General features: G+C 58.2%; 14 protein-coding genes. 9 read left to right on the forward strand and 5 right to left on the reverse strand.

Features of this window, described 5'->3' with window-relative positions:
- Window positions 1-155: 155 nt before the first annotated feature.
- The 6 genes from ACQR3R_RS15700 to ACQR3R_RS15725 all read left to right on the forward strand — a co-directional run bounded on the left by ACQR3R_RS15700 (window position 156) and on the right by ACQR3R_RS15725 (window position 5665).
- A complete protein-coding gene (locus ACQR3R_RS15700) occupies window positions 156-1607 on the forward strand; it encodes a mannose-1-phosphate guanylyltransferase/mannose-6-phosphate isomerase (protein ID WP_428273193.1) in 1452 nt (483 codons plus the stop codon).
- Between the two features lie 250 nt (window positions 1608-1857).
- Window positions 1858-2322: a hypothetical protein gene (locus ACQR3R_RS15705; RefSeq protein ID WP_428273194.1), complete on the forward strand. Its 465-nt coding sequence runs from the start codon at window positions 1858-1860 to the stop codon at window positions 2320-2322.
- A gap of 33 nt (window positions 2323-2355) precedes the next feature.
- Window positions 2356-3180: an SDR family oxidoreductase gene (locus ACQR3R_RS15710; RefSeq protein WP_428273195.1), complete on the forward strand. Its 825-nt coding sequence runs from the start codon at window positions 2356-2358 to the stop codon at window positions 3178-3180.
- A gap of 87 nt (window positions 3181-3267) precedes the next feature.
- The gene (locus tag ACQR3R_RS15715) at window positions 3268-4623 is read left to right on the forward strand and encodes an AAA family ATPase (RefSeq protein WP_428273196.1); all 1356 of its coding nucleotides are present in this window, start codon (window positions 3268-3270) and stop codon (window positions 4621-4623) included.
- Entirely contained in the window at window positions 4616-5266 is a 651-nt protein-coding gene (locus tag ACQR3R_RS15720; RefSeq protein ID WP_428273197.1) for a retron system putative HNH endonuclease, read from the forward strand. The genes ACQR3R_RS15715 and ACQR3R_RS15720 overlap by 8 nt, the downstream gene beginning before the upstream one ends.
- Window positions 5267-5665, forward strand: a complete 399-nt coding sequence (locus tag ACQR3R_RS15725) for a hypothetical protein (protein ID WP_428273198.1) — start codon at window positions 5267-5269, stop codon at window positions 5663-5665. It abuts the gene before it with no gap.
- Window positions 5666-5795: 130 nt separating this feature from the next.
- Here the strand turns inward: ACQR3R_RS15725 and ACQR3R_RS15730 are convergent, their stop codons facing one another.
- The 4 genes from ACQR3R_RS15730 to ACQR3R_RS15745 all read right to left on the reverse strand — a co-directional run bounded on the left by ACQR3R_RS15730 (window position 5796) and on the right by ACQR3R_RS15745 (window position 10751).
- Complete coding sequence (locus ACQR3R_RS15730) at window positions 5796-6659, reverse strand: efflux RND transporter periplasmic adaptor subunit (RefSeq protein WP_428273199.1); 864 nt, start codon at window positions 6657-6659, stop codon at window positions 5796-5798.
- A 25-nt stretch (window positions 6660-6684) separates the two neighbouring features.
- On the reverse strand, window positions 6685-6885 hold the full coding sequence (locus ACQR3R_RS15735; protein WP_007896379.1) for a DUF1656 domain-containing protein: 201 nt from the start codon (window positions 6883-6885) through the stop codon (window positions 6685-6687).
- Complete coding sequence (locus tag ACQR3R_RS15740) at window positions 6875-9067, reverse strand: FUSC family protein (protein ID WP_428273200.1); 2193 nt, start codon at window positions 9065-9067, stop codon at window positions 6875-6877. Before ACQR3R_RS15740 ends, ACQR3R_RS15735 begins: the two co-directional genes overlap by 11 nt.
- 184 nt (window positions 9068-9251) lie before the next feature.
- Complete coding sequence (locus tag ACQR3R_RS15745) at window positions 9252-10751, reverse strand: efflux transporter outer membrane subunit (RefSeq protein WP_428273201.1); 1500 nt, start codon at window positions 10749-10751, stop codon at window positions 9252-9254.
- A 182-nt stretch (window positions 10752-10933) separates the two neighbouring features.
- Here ACQR3R_RS15745 and ACQR3R_RS15750 point away from each other — a divergent pair, with 182 nt between their 5' ends.
- Together ACQR3R_RS15750 and ACQR3R_RS15755 are read left to right on the forward strand one after the other, a co-directional pair.
- Window positions 10934-11902 (forward strand): LysR substrate-binding domain-containing protein, encoded by a 969-nt coding sequence (locus tag ACQR3R_RS15750; RefSeq protein ID WP_428273202.1) that lies wholly within the window; start codon window positions 10934-10936, stop codon window positions 11900-11902.
- Between the two features lie 512 nt (window positions 11903-12414).
- Window positions 12415-13389, forward strand: coding sequence for an NAD(P)-dependent oxidoreductase (locus ACQR3R_RS15755; RefSeq protein ID WP_428273203.1), 975 nt, complete (start codon window positions 12415-12417; stop codon window positions 13387-13389).
- 39 nt (window positions 13390-13428) lie between these two features.
- Here the strand turns inward: ACQR3R_RS15755 and ACQR3R_RS15760 are convergent, their stop codons facing one another.
- Window positions 13429-14331, reverse strand: coding sequence for an EamA family transporter (locus tag ACQR3R_RS15760; RefSeq protein WP_428273204.1), 903 nt, complete (start codon window positions 14329-14331; stop codon window positions 13429-13431).
- A gap of 138 nt (window positions 14332-14469) precedes the next feature.
- Between ACQR3R_RS15760 and ACQR3R_RS15765 the strand changes: the two genes are divergently transcribed.
- The gene (locus ACQR3R_RS15765; RefSeq protein WP_428273205.1) at window positions 14470-15345 is read left to right on the forward strand and encodes a helix-turn-helix domain-containing protein; all 876 of its coding nucleotides are present in this window, start codon (window positions 14470-14472) and stop codon (window positions 15343-15345) included.
- The last annotated feature ends 13 nt before the right edge of the window (window positions 15346-15358 follow it).

A 15358-nucleotide genomic window follows, 5' to 3' on the forward strand; every position in this document is an offset into this window, starting at 1 on the left:
CCGGCTTGCCGGCGAAGAGGCCCTTGAGACCGCCTTCGCTGGCGAGCCAGGCTCCTATAAGGGACCGAGGTGTCAGTTGGGCTACGAAACAAAAACAAGAGTGAAACGACAGAACGCAGTAGCTCTGACCCATTCGATTTTAAAGGAGTAACAACATGATTCCGGTGATCTTGTCAGGTGGTAGCGGCTCACGTCTTTGGCCGCTTTCGCGTAAGCAATTCCCTAAACAATTCCTGGCCCTGACTGGCGAACACACGCTGTTCCAGCAGACCCTGGAACGCCTGGTATTCGAAGGCATGGACACCCCGATTGTGGTCTGCAACAAAGATCACCGTTTCATCGTCAACGAACAACTGAGCGCCCGCAAACTGGACGTGCAGCGCATCCTGATGGAACCGTTCGGTCGCAACACTGCACCGGCAGTCGCGTTGACCGCGATGATGCTGATCAATGAAGGTCGCGACGAGTTGATGCTGGTGCTGCCGGCCGACCACGTGCTGGATGACCAGAAAGCCCTGCAACGCGCACTGGCACTGGCCACCGTGGCGGCTGAAAACGGCGAAATGGTGTTGTTCGGCGTACCGGCCACCAAACCGGAAACCGGCTACGGCTACATCAAGTCGACCAACGACTCGCTGCTGCCGGAAGGCGTCAGCCGTGTATCGCATTTCGTTGAAAAGCCAGACGTGAAACGCGCCACCGAGTTCGTCCAGTCCGGCGGCTATTTCTGGAACAGCGGCATGTTCCTGTTCCGCGCCAGCCGCTTCCTCGAAGAACTGAAAAAGCACGATCCGGACATTTACGACACGTGCCTGCTGACCCTGGAACGCAGCGAACAGGATGCCGACACCATCATTTTCGATGAGTCCACCTTCGCCTGCTGCCCGGACAATTCCATCGACTACTCGGTAATGGAAAAAACCCAACGCGCCTGCGTCGTGCCATTAAGTGCCGGCTGGAGCGACGTCGGCTGCTGGTCGTCGCTGTGGGAAGTGAATGCGAAAGATGAAAACGGCAACGTCACCAAAGGCGATGTGGTCATTCAGGACAGCAAGAACTGCATGATTCACGGCAACGGCAAATTGGTGTCGGTGATCGGCCTGGAAAACATCGTGGTCGTCGAAACCAAGGACGCCATGATGATCGCCCACAAGGACAAGGTCCAAGGCGTCAAACAAATGGTCAACACCCTCAACGAGCAGGGCCGCAGCGAAACCCAGAACCACTGCGAAGTCTATCGCCCGTGGGGCTCCTACGACTCGGTAGACATGGGCGGCCGTTTCCAGGTCAAGCACATCTCGGTCAAACCGGGCGCGTGCCTGTCGCTGCAAATGCACCACCACCGCGCCGAACACTGGATTGTCGTCAGCGGCACGGCTGAAGTGACCTGCGACGACAACGTGTTCCTGCTGTGCGAAAACCAATCGACTTACATTCCGATTGCTTCGGTTCACCGGTTGCGCAACCCGGGCAAGATTCCACTCGAGATCATCGAAGTGCAATCGGGTAGCTATTTGGGTGAGGACGACATCGAGCGCTTTGAAGATATCTACGGCCGGTCGACACCGATCGAGCGTGGCGTGTCGGTGAAAACCATCGCTCAGTAAGCGTTCAACCCAACAAAAAGCCCTCGTCGATTCCATTGCGATCCCCATCCGCAGTGGGTTGGTCGGGGGCTTTTCTTTGGATCCAGGCTTTGGTTGCCTTGGCCGGCCCCATCGCGAGCAGGCTCGCTCCCACTGTTGAAATGCATTGCCTGTGGGCGCGAGCCCGCTCGCGAAGGCGCCACCACATGCCCATCGCCACCTCATCTACGCTTAGGTAGGATGACCTTCTCTCTCCCCGAGGTTTCGCGTCATGTTCATCGGCATCCTGCTGGTCATTACCTGGTTAATCCTGTTGCTGCGATACCCCACCAAGGCCTTGCCGGTCTCATTGGCGGCCGCCGTGGGATTGGCGGTGGTGGCCACCTGGGTGATCTGGATGGACAGTCGCGAGGCCAAACAACTGGAGCGCCTGGAGCTGCGCATTGCCTATATGCCGCAAGAATGCCCGGCTGATCGCCCGCTACAGTTGAAGATGAACAACGGCAACGACGTGCCGCTGACCGAGCTGCGCTGGCGTGTCGCAGCGTACGCACCGGGCGACACGGTTAACCTTGCCGACAATCAATACACCGCACCGCGTTATCGCGGCCCTGGAGAACTTCAACCCGGCGCCAATTGGGAAGACTGTTTGCCACTGCCGCCGCTGCGCCCCGGTTATCGCCCGCAAACCCTGGAGTTTCGCGCAGAGCGTTTGCAGGGTAGTTTCTCCGACTGATCCCCCATTCCTCTTTTGCACAAGGACCGCGCCATGCCCGTTGCGTTGATTACCGGTTGTTCCAGCGGCATTGGCCGTGCCTTGGCCGATGCGTTCAAAGGTGCCGGTTACCAGGTCTGGGCCAGCGCTCGCAAGGTTGAAGATGTCGCCGCACTGGCGGCCGCCGGTTTCACCGCCGTGCAACTGGATGTCAACGATGGCCCTGCGCTCGAACAGTTAAGCGCGCAGATCAGCCAACAGCATGGCGGTCTCGACGTGCTGATCAACAACGCCGGATATGGCGCGATGGGCCCGCTACTGGATGGCGGCGTATCAGCCATGCAACGTCAGTTCGAAACCAATGTGTTCGCCATTGTCGGCGTCACGCGAGCGATGTTTGCGTTGCTGCGCCAATCCAAAGGGTTGGTGGTGAACATCGGCAGTGTTTCCGGGGTATTGGTGACCCCATTCGCCGGCGCTTATTGCGCTTCCAAAGCGGCAGTGCATGCGCTGAGCGATGCGTTGCGCATGGAGTTGGCGCCGTTTGGTATCCGCGTCATGGAAGTGCAGCCCGGGGCTATCGCGTCCAGTTTCGCCAGGAATGCCGGACAGCAAGCCGAACAGTTGATTACCGAGCAATCGCCTTGGTGGCCACTGCGCGAAGGCATTCGAGCGCGGGCAAAAGCCTCCCAGGACAACCCGACCCCGGCCACTGAACTCGCCGCAGATGTGCTCAAAGCGGTGCAGCACACCAAACCGCCGCGCCTGATTCGCCTGGGCAATGGCTGCCGGGCATTGCCCTTGTTGGCGGCGTTATTGCCCAAAGGGTTGTTGGAAATGGGGCTGATGAAGCGGTTCGGGTTGACGCAGCGGCTGTAAGCGGCGCCACTGCACCTGATAAATCGCTGAGGTGATGCCATAATCCACGACTTCGAATCAACCGACTGACCCCAAAAGGGCAACGTGATGGAAATCAAGAAAATCCGACTGAGTGATGTCGGTCCTTTTACCGATCTGGTAGTTGCCTTTGCACCCACAGACACACACGCCTCGAAAGTAACGGTGTTTGTCGGTAATAACGGCTGCGGTAAAACAACGATTCTAAAATCATTGGCGACATCGCTAAGTTGGTTGGTGGCCAGAATTCGTTCACAGCACAGCAAAGGCGTGCTGATTGATCAGGACAACATCAACACTGCCGCCAACAGCGCGTCAATTACCATCGATATTCACGAGCCTGATTATTTTAATCTGCCTCACGAACAAGACTTCAGCTGGACAGTAGTTCGATCACGCCCAGGCCACATTACGTTAGATAAAGGCACCTTATTGGGGGCTTCGGATCTGGCCCGCTGTTACGGCGAAATGTTATCACTCGTTGAAGTCGACGCCTCGTTACCCTTGATCGTTTACTACCCGGTAGAACGATCAGTACTCGACATCCCTCTGGAGTTGACCTCACGCACTGATTTCAATCAATTAGAGGGGTACGAAAACGCACTGGGGCAAGGAGTTGATTTCAAGCGTTTCTTCGAGTGGTTCAGGCAGCGCGAAGATATCGAGAACGAGTCTGGCGTATCAAGCGTACTGCTAAGTGACATCAAGAAAGCTATCGCGAACCCGGACAAAAAAGTCATACGAGAAATTGAGCGCATGGTTGCTTCATCTCGAGACAAGCAGTTGAACGCCGTGCGAACGGCCATTTCGACATTCATGCCTGGTTTCGACAACCTTCGCGTACAGCGCAAACCTCGATTGCTCATGGCGATCGACAAAGGTGGACAAACCCTCAACGTCGCTCAACTGTCGCAAGGTGAAAAGTCGATGATGGCGCTGGTAGGTGATATAGCGCGCCGACTCGCGATGATGAATCCGGGATTGGATAATCCGTTGATGGGGAACGGAGTGGTGTTGATAGATGAAGTCGACATGCACTTGCATCCTCAATGGCAGCGTCGCTTGATTCATCAGTTGACCGAAACGTTCCCACAATGTCAGTTCATCCTCACCACGCACTCGCCATTGGTTATCAGCGACACAAAAAATGTCCTGTGCTACGTCCTCGACGAGGGCCAATTGAAGGAACAAAACGGCTTGTATGGGCTGGATGCAAATCAGGTTCTGATGAGCGTCATGAATACCGAAGTGCGTAACAGCGACGTTCAAGGACGTCTTGATCTACTGCTCGATTTACTGCATGGCAATAAGCTGAACGAGGCCAAAGCGCTGTTTGAAGAACTGTCCAGCGAACTGCCATCCGGTCACATTGAATTGGCCAAGGCTGCGTTGTTGATTCGCAAAATGGAGCTGCGTAGTGCGTAAGATTCAAAAAGGACGGCAACCCGAATCATTCGATCACTGGATACGCAGCAACTCTGGAAAACGCTACAACGAACTCCCCCACGAACAAAGGCGGGCTATCCGGGCAGCCTGTATCGAAGAGCAGTCGGGACTGTGTGCTTACTGCTGTCATGCCATCACCATCGATTCTGCACATAACGAGCACGTAGACTCGCAAAGTTTGGCCCCTGCCCGCACCCTCGACTTCTCCAACATTGTTGCCAGTTGCAATCATCCGGACCAGTGCGGCGCTGCTCACAAGTCTAGGGCTCTGCCGCTGACAGCCCTGATGGATGAATGCGAAACCGAGTTTAAGTTCTTCCTTTCCGGTGCAGTGAAAGGTCTTACTCCCAGAGCAGACACTGCTATAAAAGTGCTCAACCTCGGTGATACACGTGCAAACAATCTGGCGCTGTACAATGCCCGCAAGACGATGATTGAGTCGCTTCTTTTTACACACAGTATCGACCCGTCGGGGCTCACGCTCGAAAGTGAAGAAGTCCTGACACTACTGCTTGAAGAGTTGCAACAACCTGACAGACACAATCGATTGCTTCCCTTTGCACCGGTTCTTGTCAACGTCTTACGTCAGAACCTGCAACCCAGCGCCTCTCGGGAAAATTAAATGACCGACTACACCGACTATTTTGATGAAGTGATCCAGGCCCACGTGGCCATCGAGCAATGGCTGGCGGAAGAGCGAGACCCGGCCGAACTTACGCGACTACTCGCGCGATTTTCACCGCAGTTTTCCATGGTATCGCCGTTGGGTCGGGTGCTGGATTTCGACGCGTTGAGCGAATTGTTTCAGATGGCTGGCGGCAAGAAGCTCGGGTTCAGGATTGAACTTGGCGAGTTCCAAGGCATTGCGCTACACGACGGTGGCGCGACCGTCAGTTACCGCGAGCAACAGCGCGAAGCGAGCGGTTTGAAGACTGATCGGCGCTCCACCGTCGTGTTTGAACAGCAGGTAGACGGCAAAATAATCTGGCGGCATTTGCACGAGACTTTTTGCAAGGATTAAGACCGAGGCGCTACCTTCGCGAGCAAGCCCGCTCCCACATTTGATCTTCAGTGCGCACGTTATTTTTGCATGACGCAGATTCAGTGTGGGAGCGGGTTTGCTCGCGAAAGCAATCGGCTCGGTCCATCGGTTATGCCCCGTTAGCCTGCTTCACCACGACGGTGCAGGTAATCCCCGCCGCCAATAACACACCCTCCGGCACTTCATCGATGTGAATGCGCACCGGCACTCGCTGCGCCAGGCGCACCCAGTTGAATGTCGGGTTTACATCGGCGATCAGTTCGCGACTTTCCGGGTTGTCACGGTCGTAGATACCGCGAGAAATACTCTCCACGTGCCCCTTCAGCACTTCACCGCTCATCAACTGCATATCAGCCTTGTCGCCCACCCGTACGTGCGGCAGTTTGGTTTCTTCGAAGAAGCCGTACACCCAGAACGAATTCATATCGACCACGGCCATTTTCGCCTCGCCGATGCGCGCGTAGTCGCCACGATGCACGTTGAGGTTGGTCACGTAGCCGTCCACTGCCGCGCGCACTTCGGTGCGTTTGAGGTTCAGCTCAGCGGCTTCGAGTTGGGCTTGGGCATGTTGGTAATCCGCCAGCGCCGAGTCAGCGATGTTGCTGGCATCGTCGCGGTTTTCCTTCGAAATCACCATTGCATCCATGTCGGCACGCCGATGCGCGTTGACCTTGCGCATCTCCCACGTCGATTTGCGCGAGGCCACCAATGACTGCGCCTGCTTGACCGCGATGCGGTAGTGCTCGGGGTCGATCTGCATCAGCAAATCACCCTTTTTCACCAATTGGTTGTCGCGCACCGGCACATTCACTACTTCGCCAGTAACATCCGCCGCGACATTGATGATGTCGGCACGCACCCGGCCGTCGCGGGTCCACGGTGTGTCCATGTAATGCACCCAAAGGGTTCGGCCGATCCAGATCGCGAGGGCCAATACCAGCAGGGTAGCGAACAGGCTGAAAAACTTTTTCATCAAGGCCTTCTTCAGGGATAGAGGGTCAACGGTAAACAGTCAGCGCCAGGGCGCCGAACAAACAGGTAAACAGACTCAGGCGCAGCAGCGCCGGGTGCCAGAAAAAACGGTACAGATCGAACCCGGACAAAAACCGGTCAAGCGCCCAGGCCAACGCCGCAGCGATGAAAAACATCAGCGTCATGGTCGGCATGTACACGCCGTGGAAGGCGATTTCACGAGGCATGTGCAAGTCCTTGGGACGGGGTTTTGGTGTAGGCTGCTAGCGGTGATTGCGGGTCCAGCAAAGAAGTGCGGATGAAGTGCAGGTAACTCTTCACCCGACGCAATGCCGAGGTGTCGAAATGCGGCGCAAAGGGTTCGTCAGTCGCCTGCACGCGGCTGATCGCGTGGTCGACGGCAATCAGCGCGCGCTCCAGATTGCTTTGGCTGGGTTGCAAAAACAGCCGTACCAACGAGCGCCCCATGACCCTGATCGATTGGCGCCATGGTTGCGATTCGGCATAGGCTGGGTGCACCGGCAAAATGGCTTGTTCCTTGCGTAACTCGATGATCGCGTGGCCGACCTCCAGCACCACGAACATCCAGCGCAACAAATCACGCTGCACCTGCGGTTGCCCTGCCGCGAGCCCATAAGCCTGATGCAGCAAGTCTCGGGTGCGACTTTCAAAACTCGACGCCAGCCCCTTGAGTTTGCCGCTGATGGCAAACACCACTTGCTCACGCAGGTCCTGCTCCAGCCGGCGCCACAACCAACGGCTGTTGGGTGGCAGAATGATCGCCCCGGCCGCCGCACACACCAGCATGCCGAGCACCATGGCGATGTAGTCGTTGATGAAGGTGTAAGGGTTGTAAACGGTGAGGTTGTCGGGCACCGAACCGGTGCTGAAGAAAATCAACAAACCGAGGCCAATACCGGCGTATTGCGGGCGCGATGTCAGGAATGAACCCAGCACAATCACCGGCGCGAGCATCACGCAGAGCAGCGGAAAACCGTCGATCCACGGGAAGATGAAAAACATCTCGACGAAGCCGATCAGCGCCCCGAGCAACGTGCCGCACGCCATCTGGAACGCCATGCGCTTGGGGTTCGGCGTCGCTGCAGACAGGCCCACAGTTGCCGCTGCGATCAGGGTCATCGTCGCCCCGCTCGGCCACGCGGTGGCCACCCAATAGCTGCCGAGCACTACCAGGATGAACGCCGCACGGAGGCCCGAAGCGGCCGACGCCATCCAGTTGGTTTGCGGCGTAAACGGTTCATCCCACAGTTCTCGCGCGTGGCGGTGATCGGCCAGCGAAGCGTGGGTCTGTGCATAACCGTGCAAGTCATCGACAAAGCGATAGAGCAACTCATACGCCGTATGAAAATCCAGTTGCTCGGCATCGCTTGGCTCACTTTCCTGGAAGGTTGCCCGCAAGCGACGAACGCGTGCCGGTAAATCTTCTTTGTAGGCCGCCAACGCGTTGCACAGTCGCGCCGCATCCGGGCTGGTCAATGCGCGACCGCTGAAACCGTCGAGCACTTCGGCCAGGTCTTGCAAGCCCGGTTTGATGGCGGCAACCACCGCGTCGGCACCGCTGCTGCGCAAACGCTCAAGCAATTGATGCAAGGCGTTGAAACGCGTGGTGATGCCCATGAACTCGCTGTTCAAACGGCTCAATCGTCCATTGCGTCGACGCATGTGCGGGTCTTCGAACACTGTGACGCTGCGCAAACCCTCCAGGCCGACTGCTTCGGCAATAAAGCGTACGTTGCTGGCCTCGAAGGCCTCCCGTTTGCTGCGTCCGCGCAGACCATCGGTCACGAACAGCGCAAACACGCCAAAGCGTTGATACAAGGCGTTGCGCATCGCGGCGCTGGCGGTTTGCGGCAAGATCGCGGCGCTGACTAGCGTCGAACAGAGAATCCCCAGCGAGATCTCCAGTACACGCCACACCGCGGCCATGAAGGCGCCATCCGGGTGTGCCAATGCCGGCAAGCCAACCATCGCTGCGGTGTAGCCGGCCAGCACAAAACCGTAGGCGCGAAAATTGCGATAACGCGCCGCGCCTGCCGAACAGATACCCACCCAGATCGCCAGTGATCCGAGAAACAGTTCTGTGTTTTGCGCGAACAAGGCAATCAGCGCGACCATCACCGCCGAACCCGTCAGGGTGCCCAGAAATCGATAAAAACTCTTGGCAAACACCTGACCGCTTTGCGGCTGCATCACGATAAACACAGTGATCATCGCCGTACGCGGTTGTGGCAATTCCAGGCGCATGGCCAGCCACAACGTCAGGAACGCTGCGAACAACACCTTGAAAATGTAGACCCAGGTCACGCCGTCGCTGCGCGCCCAGTCGAAGAAACCCCGGCGCCATTCAAGGGAGTACAACCAGCGCAAAGGTGCGGGCAAGGGCGTCATGAAATCCTGCTCATTTTAGGAAAGCCTGATAACAATCGAAACCCTGTGGCGAGCGAGCTTGCTCGCGCCGGGCTGCGTAGCGGACCCGAAATGCTGGCGACCATTGCTGATCTTGTGAGTGCTGTGCACTCAAACGGGAGCAAGCTCCCTCGCCACACAGGTGGTCTTGCCTGACACATCCTGCTCACTTCAAAAGGCTCGGAGTTTTCGGGGCTTGGGTCTGGCTGTCTGTTGGCACATCGTTGCCCGCACCGAGGCCGCCACCCAGGGCGGTTACCAGTTCGGCGTGGGCACTGAGGCGTGCCGCCTGAACCTGCTGCTGAACCTGCTGTTGCTTGAACAACAACGTCTGGGCGTTCAGTACATTCAGGTAATCGGTCAGCCCGCGTTGGTAAGCGATCAGCGCGATGTCGTAGGTTTTCTGCGCAGTGGCCACCGACTCGGCGGCAAAGCCTTGCTGCTTGTCCATCGATTCACGGCGGATCAACTGATCGGAAATGTTCTTCAGCGCATTGACCAGTGTCTGGTTGTAGTGGGCAACGGCGATGTCATACCCCGCCGAGGCTTCACCCAACTCGGCACGCAAACGTCCGCCGTCGAATATAGGCAGCGAGATCGCCGGTCCAACGCTGTAGTTGAGCTTCTTGCCAGTCAGGAATTCCAGCGCCCCACCGCCGGTTGCCATGTAGCCGAGGCTGCCGACCAGGTCCACGTTGGGGTAAAACCCGGCGTGCGCCACGTCAATTCCTCGTGCTTGTGCGGCGACTTGCCAACGGCTGGCGACGACGTCCGGGCGCTGACCGAGCAACTGCGCGGGCAGCGATGACGGTAACTTCAGCGCCGCGCCGAGTGCCAATGTGGGCCGCTGCAACTGCGCCCCCGCCCCTGGGCCAAACCCTGCCAGCGCTGCGAGCTGGTTGCGGCTGAGGGCGATTTCTTCGTCGAGGGCATCGATCTGACGATGGGTTTCCGGCAGCGGCGTCTCGGCTTGGCTGACTTCAAAATGCGTACCGATGCCGCCGTTCAAACGCTTTTGTGCCAGGTCGAGAATTTGCTGTTGCTGTGCCAGTGTCGCGGCAGCGATATCACGCTGTGCGTAGTGCAACGACAGCTCGATGTAGGCACGGACGATGTTGTTCTGCAATTCGAGCTGAGCCAAACGCGCTTCAGCTGCACTCATGTGCGCCATGTCCACGGCGCGTTCGCTGGCGTTACTTTCCCGGCCCCACAGGTCAAGCGCATAGCTGAAACCCAACGCTGCGTTGTTGTCCCACGTGGTGGTGTTGGACAACTCGCCGGGCCCATAGAACGGGTCGGTCGGCCAATTATGGCGCTTGAGCGTGGATTCAGCATTGACTTGCAGCGACTCGGCAGATTCGGCAATGCCGGCCATGGATTTAGCCTGACGCACCCGCGCGGCGGCCATGGCCATGGTGGGACTGCCTCGCACGGCTAGATCAATCCAGTGGTTAAGTTGGGGATCGTTGTAGGCCTGCCACCATTGCGCAGTCGGCCAATGAGCGTCCTGTGCGGCGTGCTGAATGGCTTCGTCGGTGGCCAGTGAATTGGCCTCCAGCGCCTTGCCCTGCGGGGCAATACCTCCGGTACCGATGCAGCCGCTGATTGCCAGGGTTAAAGCCAAAACACTGAGCGTCTGAAGCGCTCTGATGATGCGAGGCGGCACTGCTGCGATTTCCTGAAAGAGAGGGAGGTAGGAGATGTGCGCAATTCTATGGGGCGACCGGAATGGCGATAAGCCGAGATTCTTGTGAATCTTTGTTACCGTTAACGCGATAATCCCTTGGTCGGGGTCTCCGCACCTCGCAACTTCGTGTCACAATTTGCCATCGCACCCGAGAGCACACCATGGACACTTTGCAAAACATGCGCGCCTTCAGTTACGTGGCCGAGGCAGGCAGCTTCACCGCTGCCGCCGTGCAACTCGACACCACGACAGCGAACGTCTCGCGCGCGGTCTCCAATCTGGAAGCCCACCTGCAAACCCGCTTGCTCAACCGGACCACCCGCCGCATTGCCCTGACCGAGGCCGGCAAGCGCTATTTACTGCGCTGCGAGCAGATTCTGGCCTACGTCGAAGAAGCCGAAGCCGAGGCCAGCGACGCCCATGCGCGCCCGGCCGGGCAGCTCAAGGTGCACACCATGACCGGCATCGGCCAACACTTTGTGATCGACGCCATCGCCCGCTATCGCAAAACCCACCCCGATGTCACCTTCGACCTGACCATGGCCAACCGCGTGCCAGACCTGCTGGACGAGGGCTACGACGTGTCCATCGTGCTGGCCAGCGAATTGCCGGATTCAGGCTTCGTCTCGCAACGCCTGGGCATTACCTACAGCATCGTCTGCGCTTCGCCGGCCTATGTGAAAGCCAACGGGTGCGCGCAAAAGCCCAGCGACCTGCTGAACCACGCCTGCCTGCGCCTGGTGAGCCCGGTGATTCCGCTGGAAAAATGGACCTTCGACGGCCCTGAAGGCCAGGAAATGGTCACCATCAACAGTTCACCGTTTTTGGTGAACTCTGCCGACGCCATGAAAACTGCCATCACCAGCGGCATGGGCGTGGGGGTATTGCCGGTGTACGCAGCGATTGAAGGGTTGCGCAATGGCACGCTGGTGCGAGTGATGCCCAACTACCGCTCGCAGGAACTGAACCTGTACGCCATCTACCCTTCGCGCCAATACCTGGATGCGAAGATCAAAACATGGGTCGAATACTTGCGCGGATCGCTGCCGGAAATCTTGGCGGCGCACCAGGCAGAACTGGCCGCGTATGAAACAAGTGGCACCCTGGCCGGCGCGCGCCTGGCCAATTAATCACGTAACGACCTATTGGAGTCTGGCTTGCCAGCGATGGCGTCTTCGGAATCGCCATCACCGGCAAGCCGGTTTCCTACGGGATTTGCGTTAACGACATAAATCCGGGGCTCACCACCGATCCGTAGGAGTCTGGCTTGCCAGCGATGGCGCCTTTGGAATCGTCATCACCGGCAAGCCGGTTTCCTACGGGATTTGCGTCAGCACCACACATTCCTGAATCACCACCGATCCGTAGGCGTCTGGCTTGCCAGCGATGGCGATTCCGGAATCGCCATCACCGGCAAGCCGGTTTCCTACGGGATTTGCGTCAGCACCACACATTCCTGAATCACCAACGATCCGTAGGAGTCTGGCTTGCCAGCGATGGCGATTCCGGAATCGCCATCACCGGCAAGCCGGTTTCCTACGGGATTTGCGTTAGTCGCCCATTCAATCCGTGGACTCGCGCAACAGCAGCAAAGAATGTTAGCTTGCTTGGCATTCTCCAATGCCCGACGAGCCCACCTCCCATGAAAAAAACCGTCCTAGCCTTCAGCCGCGTTTCGCCCGAGATGATTGAAAGCCTGAAGCAAGATTTCGACGTCATCGTGCCCAACCCGAAAAACGGCGACATCAACGCCCAATTCAACGAAGCCCTGCCCCACGCCCACGGCCTGATCGGCGTCGGTCGCAAACTGGGTCGGGCACAGCTTGAGAACGCCAGCAAACTTGAAGTGGTGTCCAGCGTCTCGGTCGGTTATGACAACTACGACGTCGACTACTTCAACGAACGCGGGATCATGCTCACCAACACCCCCGACGTCCTCACCGAAAGTACCGCCGACCTCGCTTTCGCGCTGATCATGAGCAGCGCCCGCCGCGTTGCCGAACTGGACGCATGGACCAAGGCTGGCCAATGGCAGGCCAGCGTCGGCGCCCCGTTATTCGGTTGTGATGTGCATGGCAAAACCCTGGGCATCGTCGGCATGGGCAACATCGGTGCGGCCGTGGCCCGACGTGGCCATCTCGGTTTCAATATGCCGATCATCTACAGCGGCAACAGCCGCAAGACCGAATTCGAAAAAGAGCTGGGCGCACAGTTTCGCAGCCTCGACCAATTGTTGGCCGAAGCCGACTTCGTGTGCCTTGTGGTGCCGCTCAGCGAAAAAACCAAACACCTGATCAGCCATCGCGAACTGGCCCTGATGAAGCCGAGCGCGATCCTGGTGAATATTTCCCGCGGCCCGGTAGTCGACGAGCCAGCACTGATCGAAGCACTGCAGAACAACCAGATTCGTGGCGCGGGCCTGGATGTCTACGAGAAAGAGCCGCTGGCTGAATCGCCGCTGTTTCAGCTGAAAAACGCTGTGACCTTGCCGCACATTGGCTCCGCTACCCATGAAACCCGGGAGGCAATGGCCAACCGTGCGTTGGCGAATTTGCGCAGCGCCCTGCTGGGTCAGCGCCCGCAAGACCTGGTAAACCCGCAAGTCTGGAAGGGCTGACGAAAACGGGCAGGCGCTATTGAACGCCTGCCCGAACCTTCAAGCCAATTTGCCCGAACCCTGAATCATCGGCGTCTTGGGCTTACGAAATACCAGGACGTTACCCAGCATCACCAAAACCAGGCCCACCAGCGCCGGTGCGGTCCATTGGTAACCTTCTGCAAACGCTGACACGTTTAGCGCCACCACCGGGAACAACACGGTGCAATACGCCGCGCGCTCCGGTCCCATTCGCCCCACCAACGTCAGGTAAGCGGTGAAGCCGATGACCGAGCCTGGAATCACCAGGTACAGCAGCGATCCGATGTAGCGGGCGTTCCATTCCATATCAAAGGGAATACCTTTGACCAGGCACCACACCGACAGCATCGCCGCGCCATAAGCCATGCCCCAGGCGTTGGTTGTCAGCGGTTTCAGACCGGCCTTCTGCTGCAGACTCGAGAGCATGTTGCCGGCCGAGAAGCACAACGTTCCGCAAAGCGCCAAACCGAGGCCGAGCAAGGTTTGCGGGCTCGCGGTATGGCCCACCAGTTCCGGCCAGAACAACAGGCCCAGCCCGAACAAACCGAGTGCGCCCCCCATCAACACGTTACGGGCGATTTTCTGGCCGAAGAACACTCGCGCATTCAAGGCGTTCCACAGTGTTGCGGTGGAAAACACCACCGCCACCAGACCGCTGGGGATCCATTGGCTGGCCGTCAGAAAACACATGAAGTTGACGCAGAACAGGCACAGCCCTTGCGCCAGGCAAATCAGGTGCCCACGGCGGTTCATCACTTGCAGTCTTCGACTGAGCAGCAACATCACAAACAGCACCAGCGCGGCGAGGCCAAACCGATAAACAATCGACACCGGTATGGCGACGACACCCAGTTGCCACTTCAGGGCGATCCAGGTCGTGCCCCAGATCAGCACGGTCAGCAGATACAGCGATAGGTTCATGGCAACGCTCCTCAATAGGTACCCAGTGTCTAGCGCCAGACGCCATCGCACTTGCAAAAACTTGCGCTTTTGTCGGTCCACAGGCTGGCACGCCAACGTCTACGGAGTAGGATGCAAGGCGTTGGAGAGAAAACGATCATGCCCGCACTGGAAACCCTGCAAGTTTTTCAAGCCCTCAACCGCTCGCCCAATGCTCGCCTCGAGCACAGCGCCGAGCTCGGTGACGGCATGGCTGCAGCGTTGTGGAGCAACCATCACGATGCACAGGACTACGAAGCGCCAAGCCACCACACGCTTTCGTGTTACATCGCCGGCGGCACGGGGACTTTTCGGCGTGACCAGCCAGGCACCAAGGGCGGACCCGACAAACTGTGCATTTTGCCGGCCGAGCATCAGTCCGGTTGGGTGATCAATGGTGACATTCGCTTGGCCCACGTGTATTTCAGCCCGGAACAATTCGCCCTCGGCTGCGTCACGCTGCTGGACCGCGAACCGCGTGAGCTGCAGCTGCACGAGGCGACGTTCCTCGACGACCCACAGCAAGCCAGGCGCTTTCGACACATGCTCACACTCAACTGGCACGAGCCTGGCGAACGCCTGCTCACCAGCAGCCTGGCTCACGAAATGCTCAGCCACGTGTTGCTAGGCCAGGTCGGCATGCGCGAGGGTCTGCGATTGAAAGGTGGATTGGCCGCGCATCAACGGCGCCAATTGGTGGAGCACATCGATCATCAATTGGCCGAAGCGATCAGCCTCGGACAACTCGCCGCCTTGTGCGCATTGTCGGAATACCATTTTGCGCGGATGTTCCGGGAAAGCTTCGGACTGCCGCCGCATCAATACGTATTGGCGAGACGCCTGAGCCGTGCGCAAGCGTTGCTGCGTACAACATCAAAGCCGTTGGGCGAGATTGCCCTGGCGTGCGGGTTTGCCAGTGCCAGCCATTTCACCAACCGGTTTCGACAAGTCCTGGGGGGAACGCCTGGCGAATATCGGCAGGCGTTTGTGCGCTAGTCCCGAGGATTTT

The sequence above is a fragment of the Gordonia sp. IEGM753 genome, from assembly GCF_050321825.1.
GTDB lineage: Bacteria > Pseudomonadota > Gammaproteobacteria > Pseudomonadales > Pseudomonadaceae > Aquipseudomonas.

Bases quoted from the DNA above. Each gene is read 5' to 3' on its own strand.
- ACQR3R_RS15765 (WP_428273205.1), top strand. From the start codon at position 14,470: ATGCCCGCACTGGAAACCCTGCAAGTTTTTCAAGCCCTCAACCGCTCG.
- ACQR3R_RS15755 (WP_428273203.1), top strand. From the start codon at position 12,415: ATGAAAAAAACCGTCCTAGCCTTCAGCCGCGTTTCGCCCGAGATGATT.
- ACQR3R_RS15740 (WP_428273200.1), bottom strand. From the start codon at position 9,067: ATGACGCCCTTGCCCGCACCTTTGCGCTGGTTGTACTCCCTTGAATGG.
- ACQR3R_RS15730 (WP_428273199.1), bottom strand. From the start codon at position 6,659: ATGAAAAAGTTTTTCAGCCTGTTCGCTACCCTGCTGGTATTGGCCCTC.
- ACQR3R_RS15710 (WP_428273195.1), top strand. From the start codon at position 2,356: ATGCCCGTTGCGTTGATTACCGGTTGTTCCAGCGGCATTGGCCGTGCC.
- ACQR3R_RS15715 (WP_428273196.1), top strand. From the start codon at position 3,268: ATGGAAATCAAGAAAATCCGACTGAGTGATGTCGGTCCTTTTACCGAT.
- ACQR3R_RS15725 (WP_428273198.1), top strand. From the start codon at position 5,267: ATGACCGACTACACCGACTATTTTGATGAAGTGATCCAGGCCCACGTG.
- ACQR3R_RS15750 (WP_428273202.1), top strand. From the start codon at position 10,934: ATGGACACTTTGCAAAACATGCGCGCCTTCAGTTACGTGGCCGAGGCA.
- ACQR3R_RS15735 (WP_007896379.1), bottom strand. From the start codon at position 6,885: ATGCCTCGTGAAATCGCCTTCCACGGCGTGTACATGCCGACCATGACG.
- ACQR3R_RS15705 (WP_428273194.1), top strand. From the start codon at position 1,858: ATGTTCATCGGCATCCTGCTGGTCATTACCTGGTTAATCCTGTTGCTG.
- ACQR3R_RS15760 (WP_428273204.1), bottom strand. From the start codon at position 14,331: ATGAACCTATCGCTGTATCTGCTGACCGTGCTGATCTGGGGCACGACC.
- ACQR3R_RS15700 (WP_428273193.1), top strand. From the start codon at position 156: ATGATTCCGGTGATCTTGTCAGGTGGTAGCGGCTCACGTCTTTGGCCG.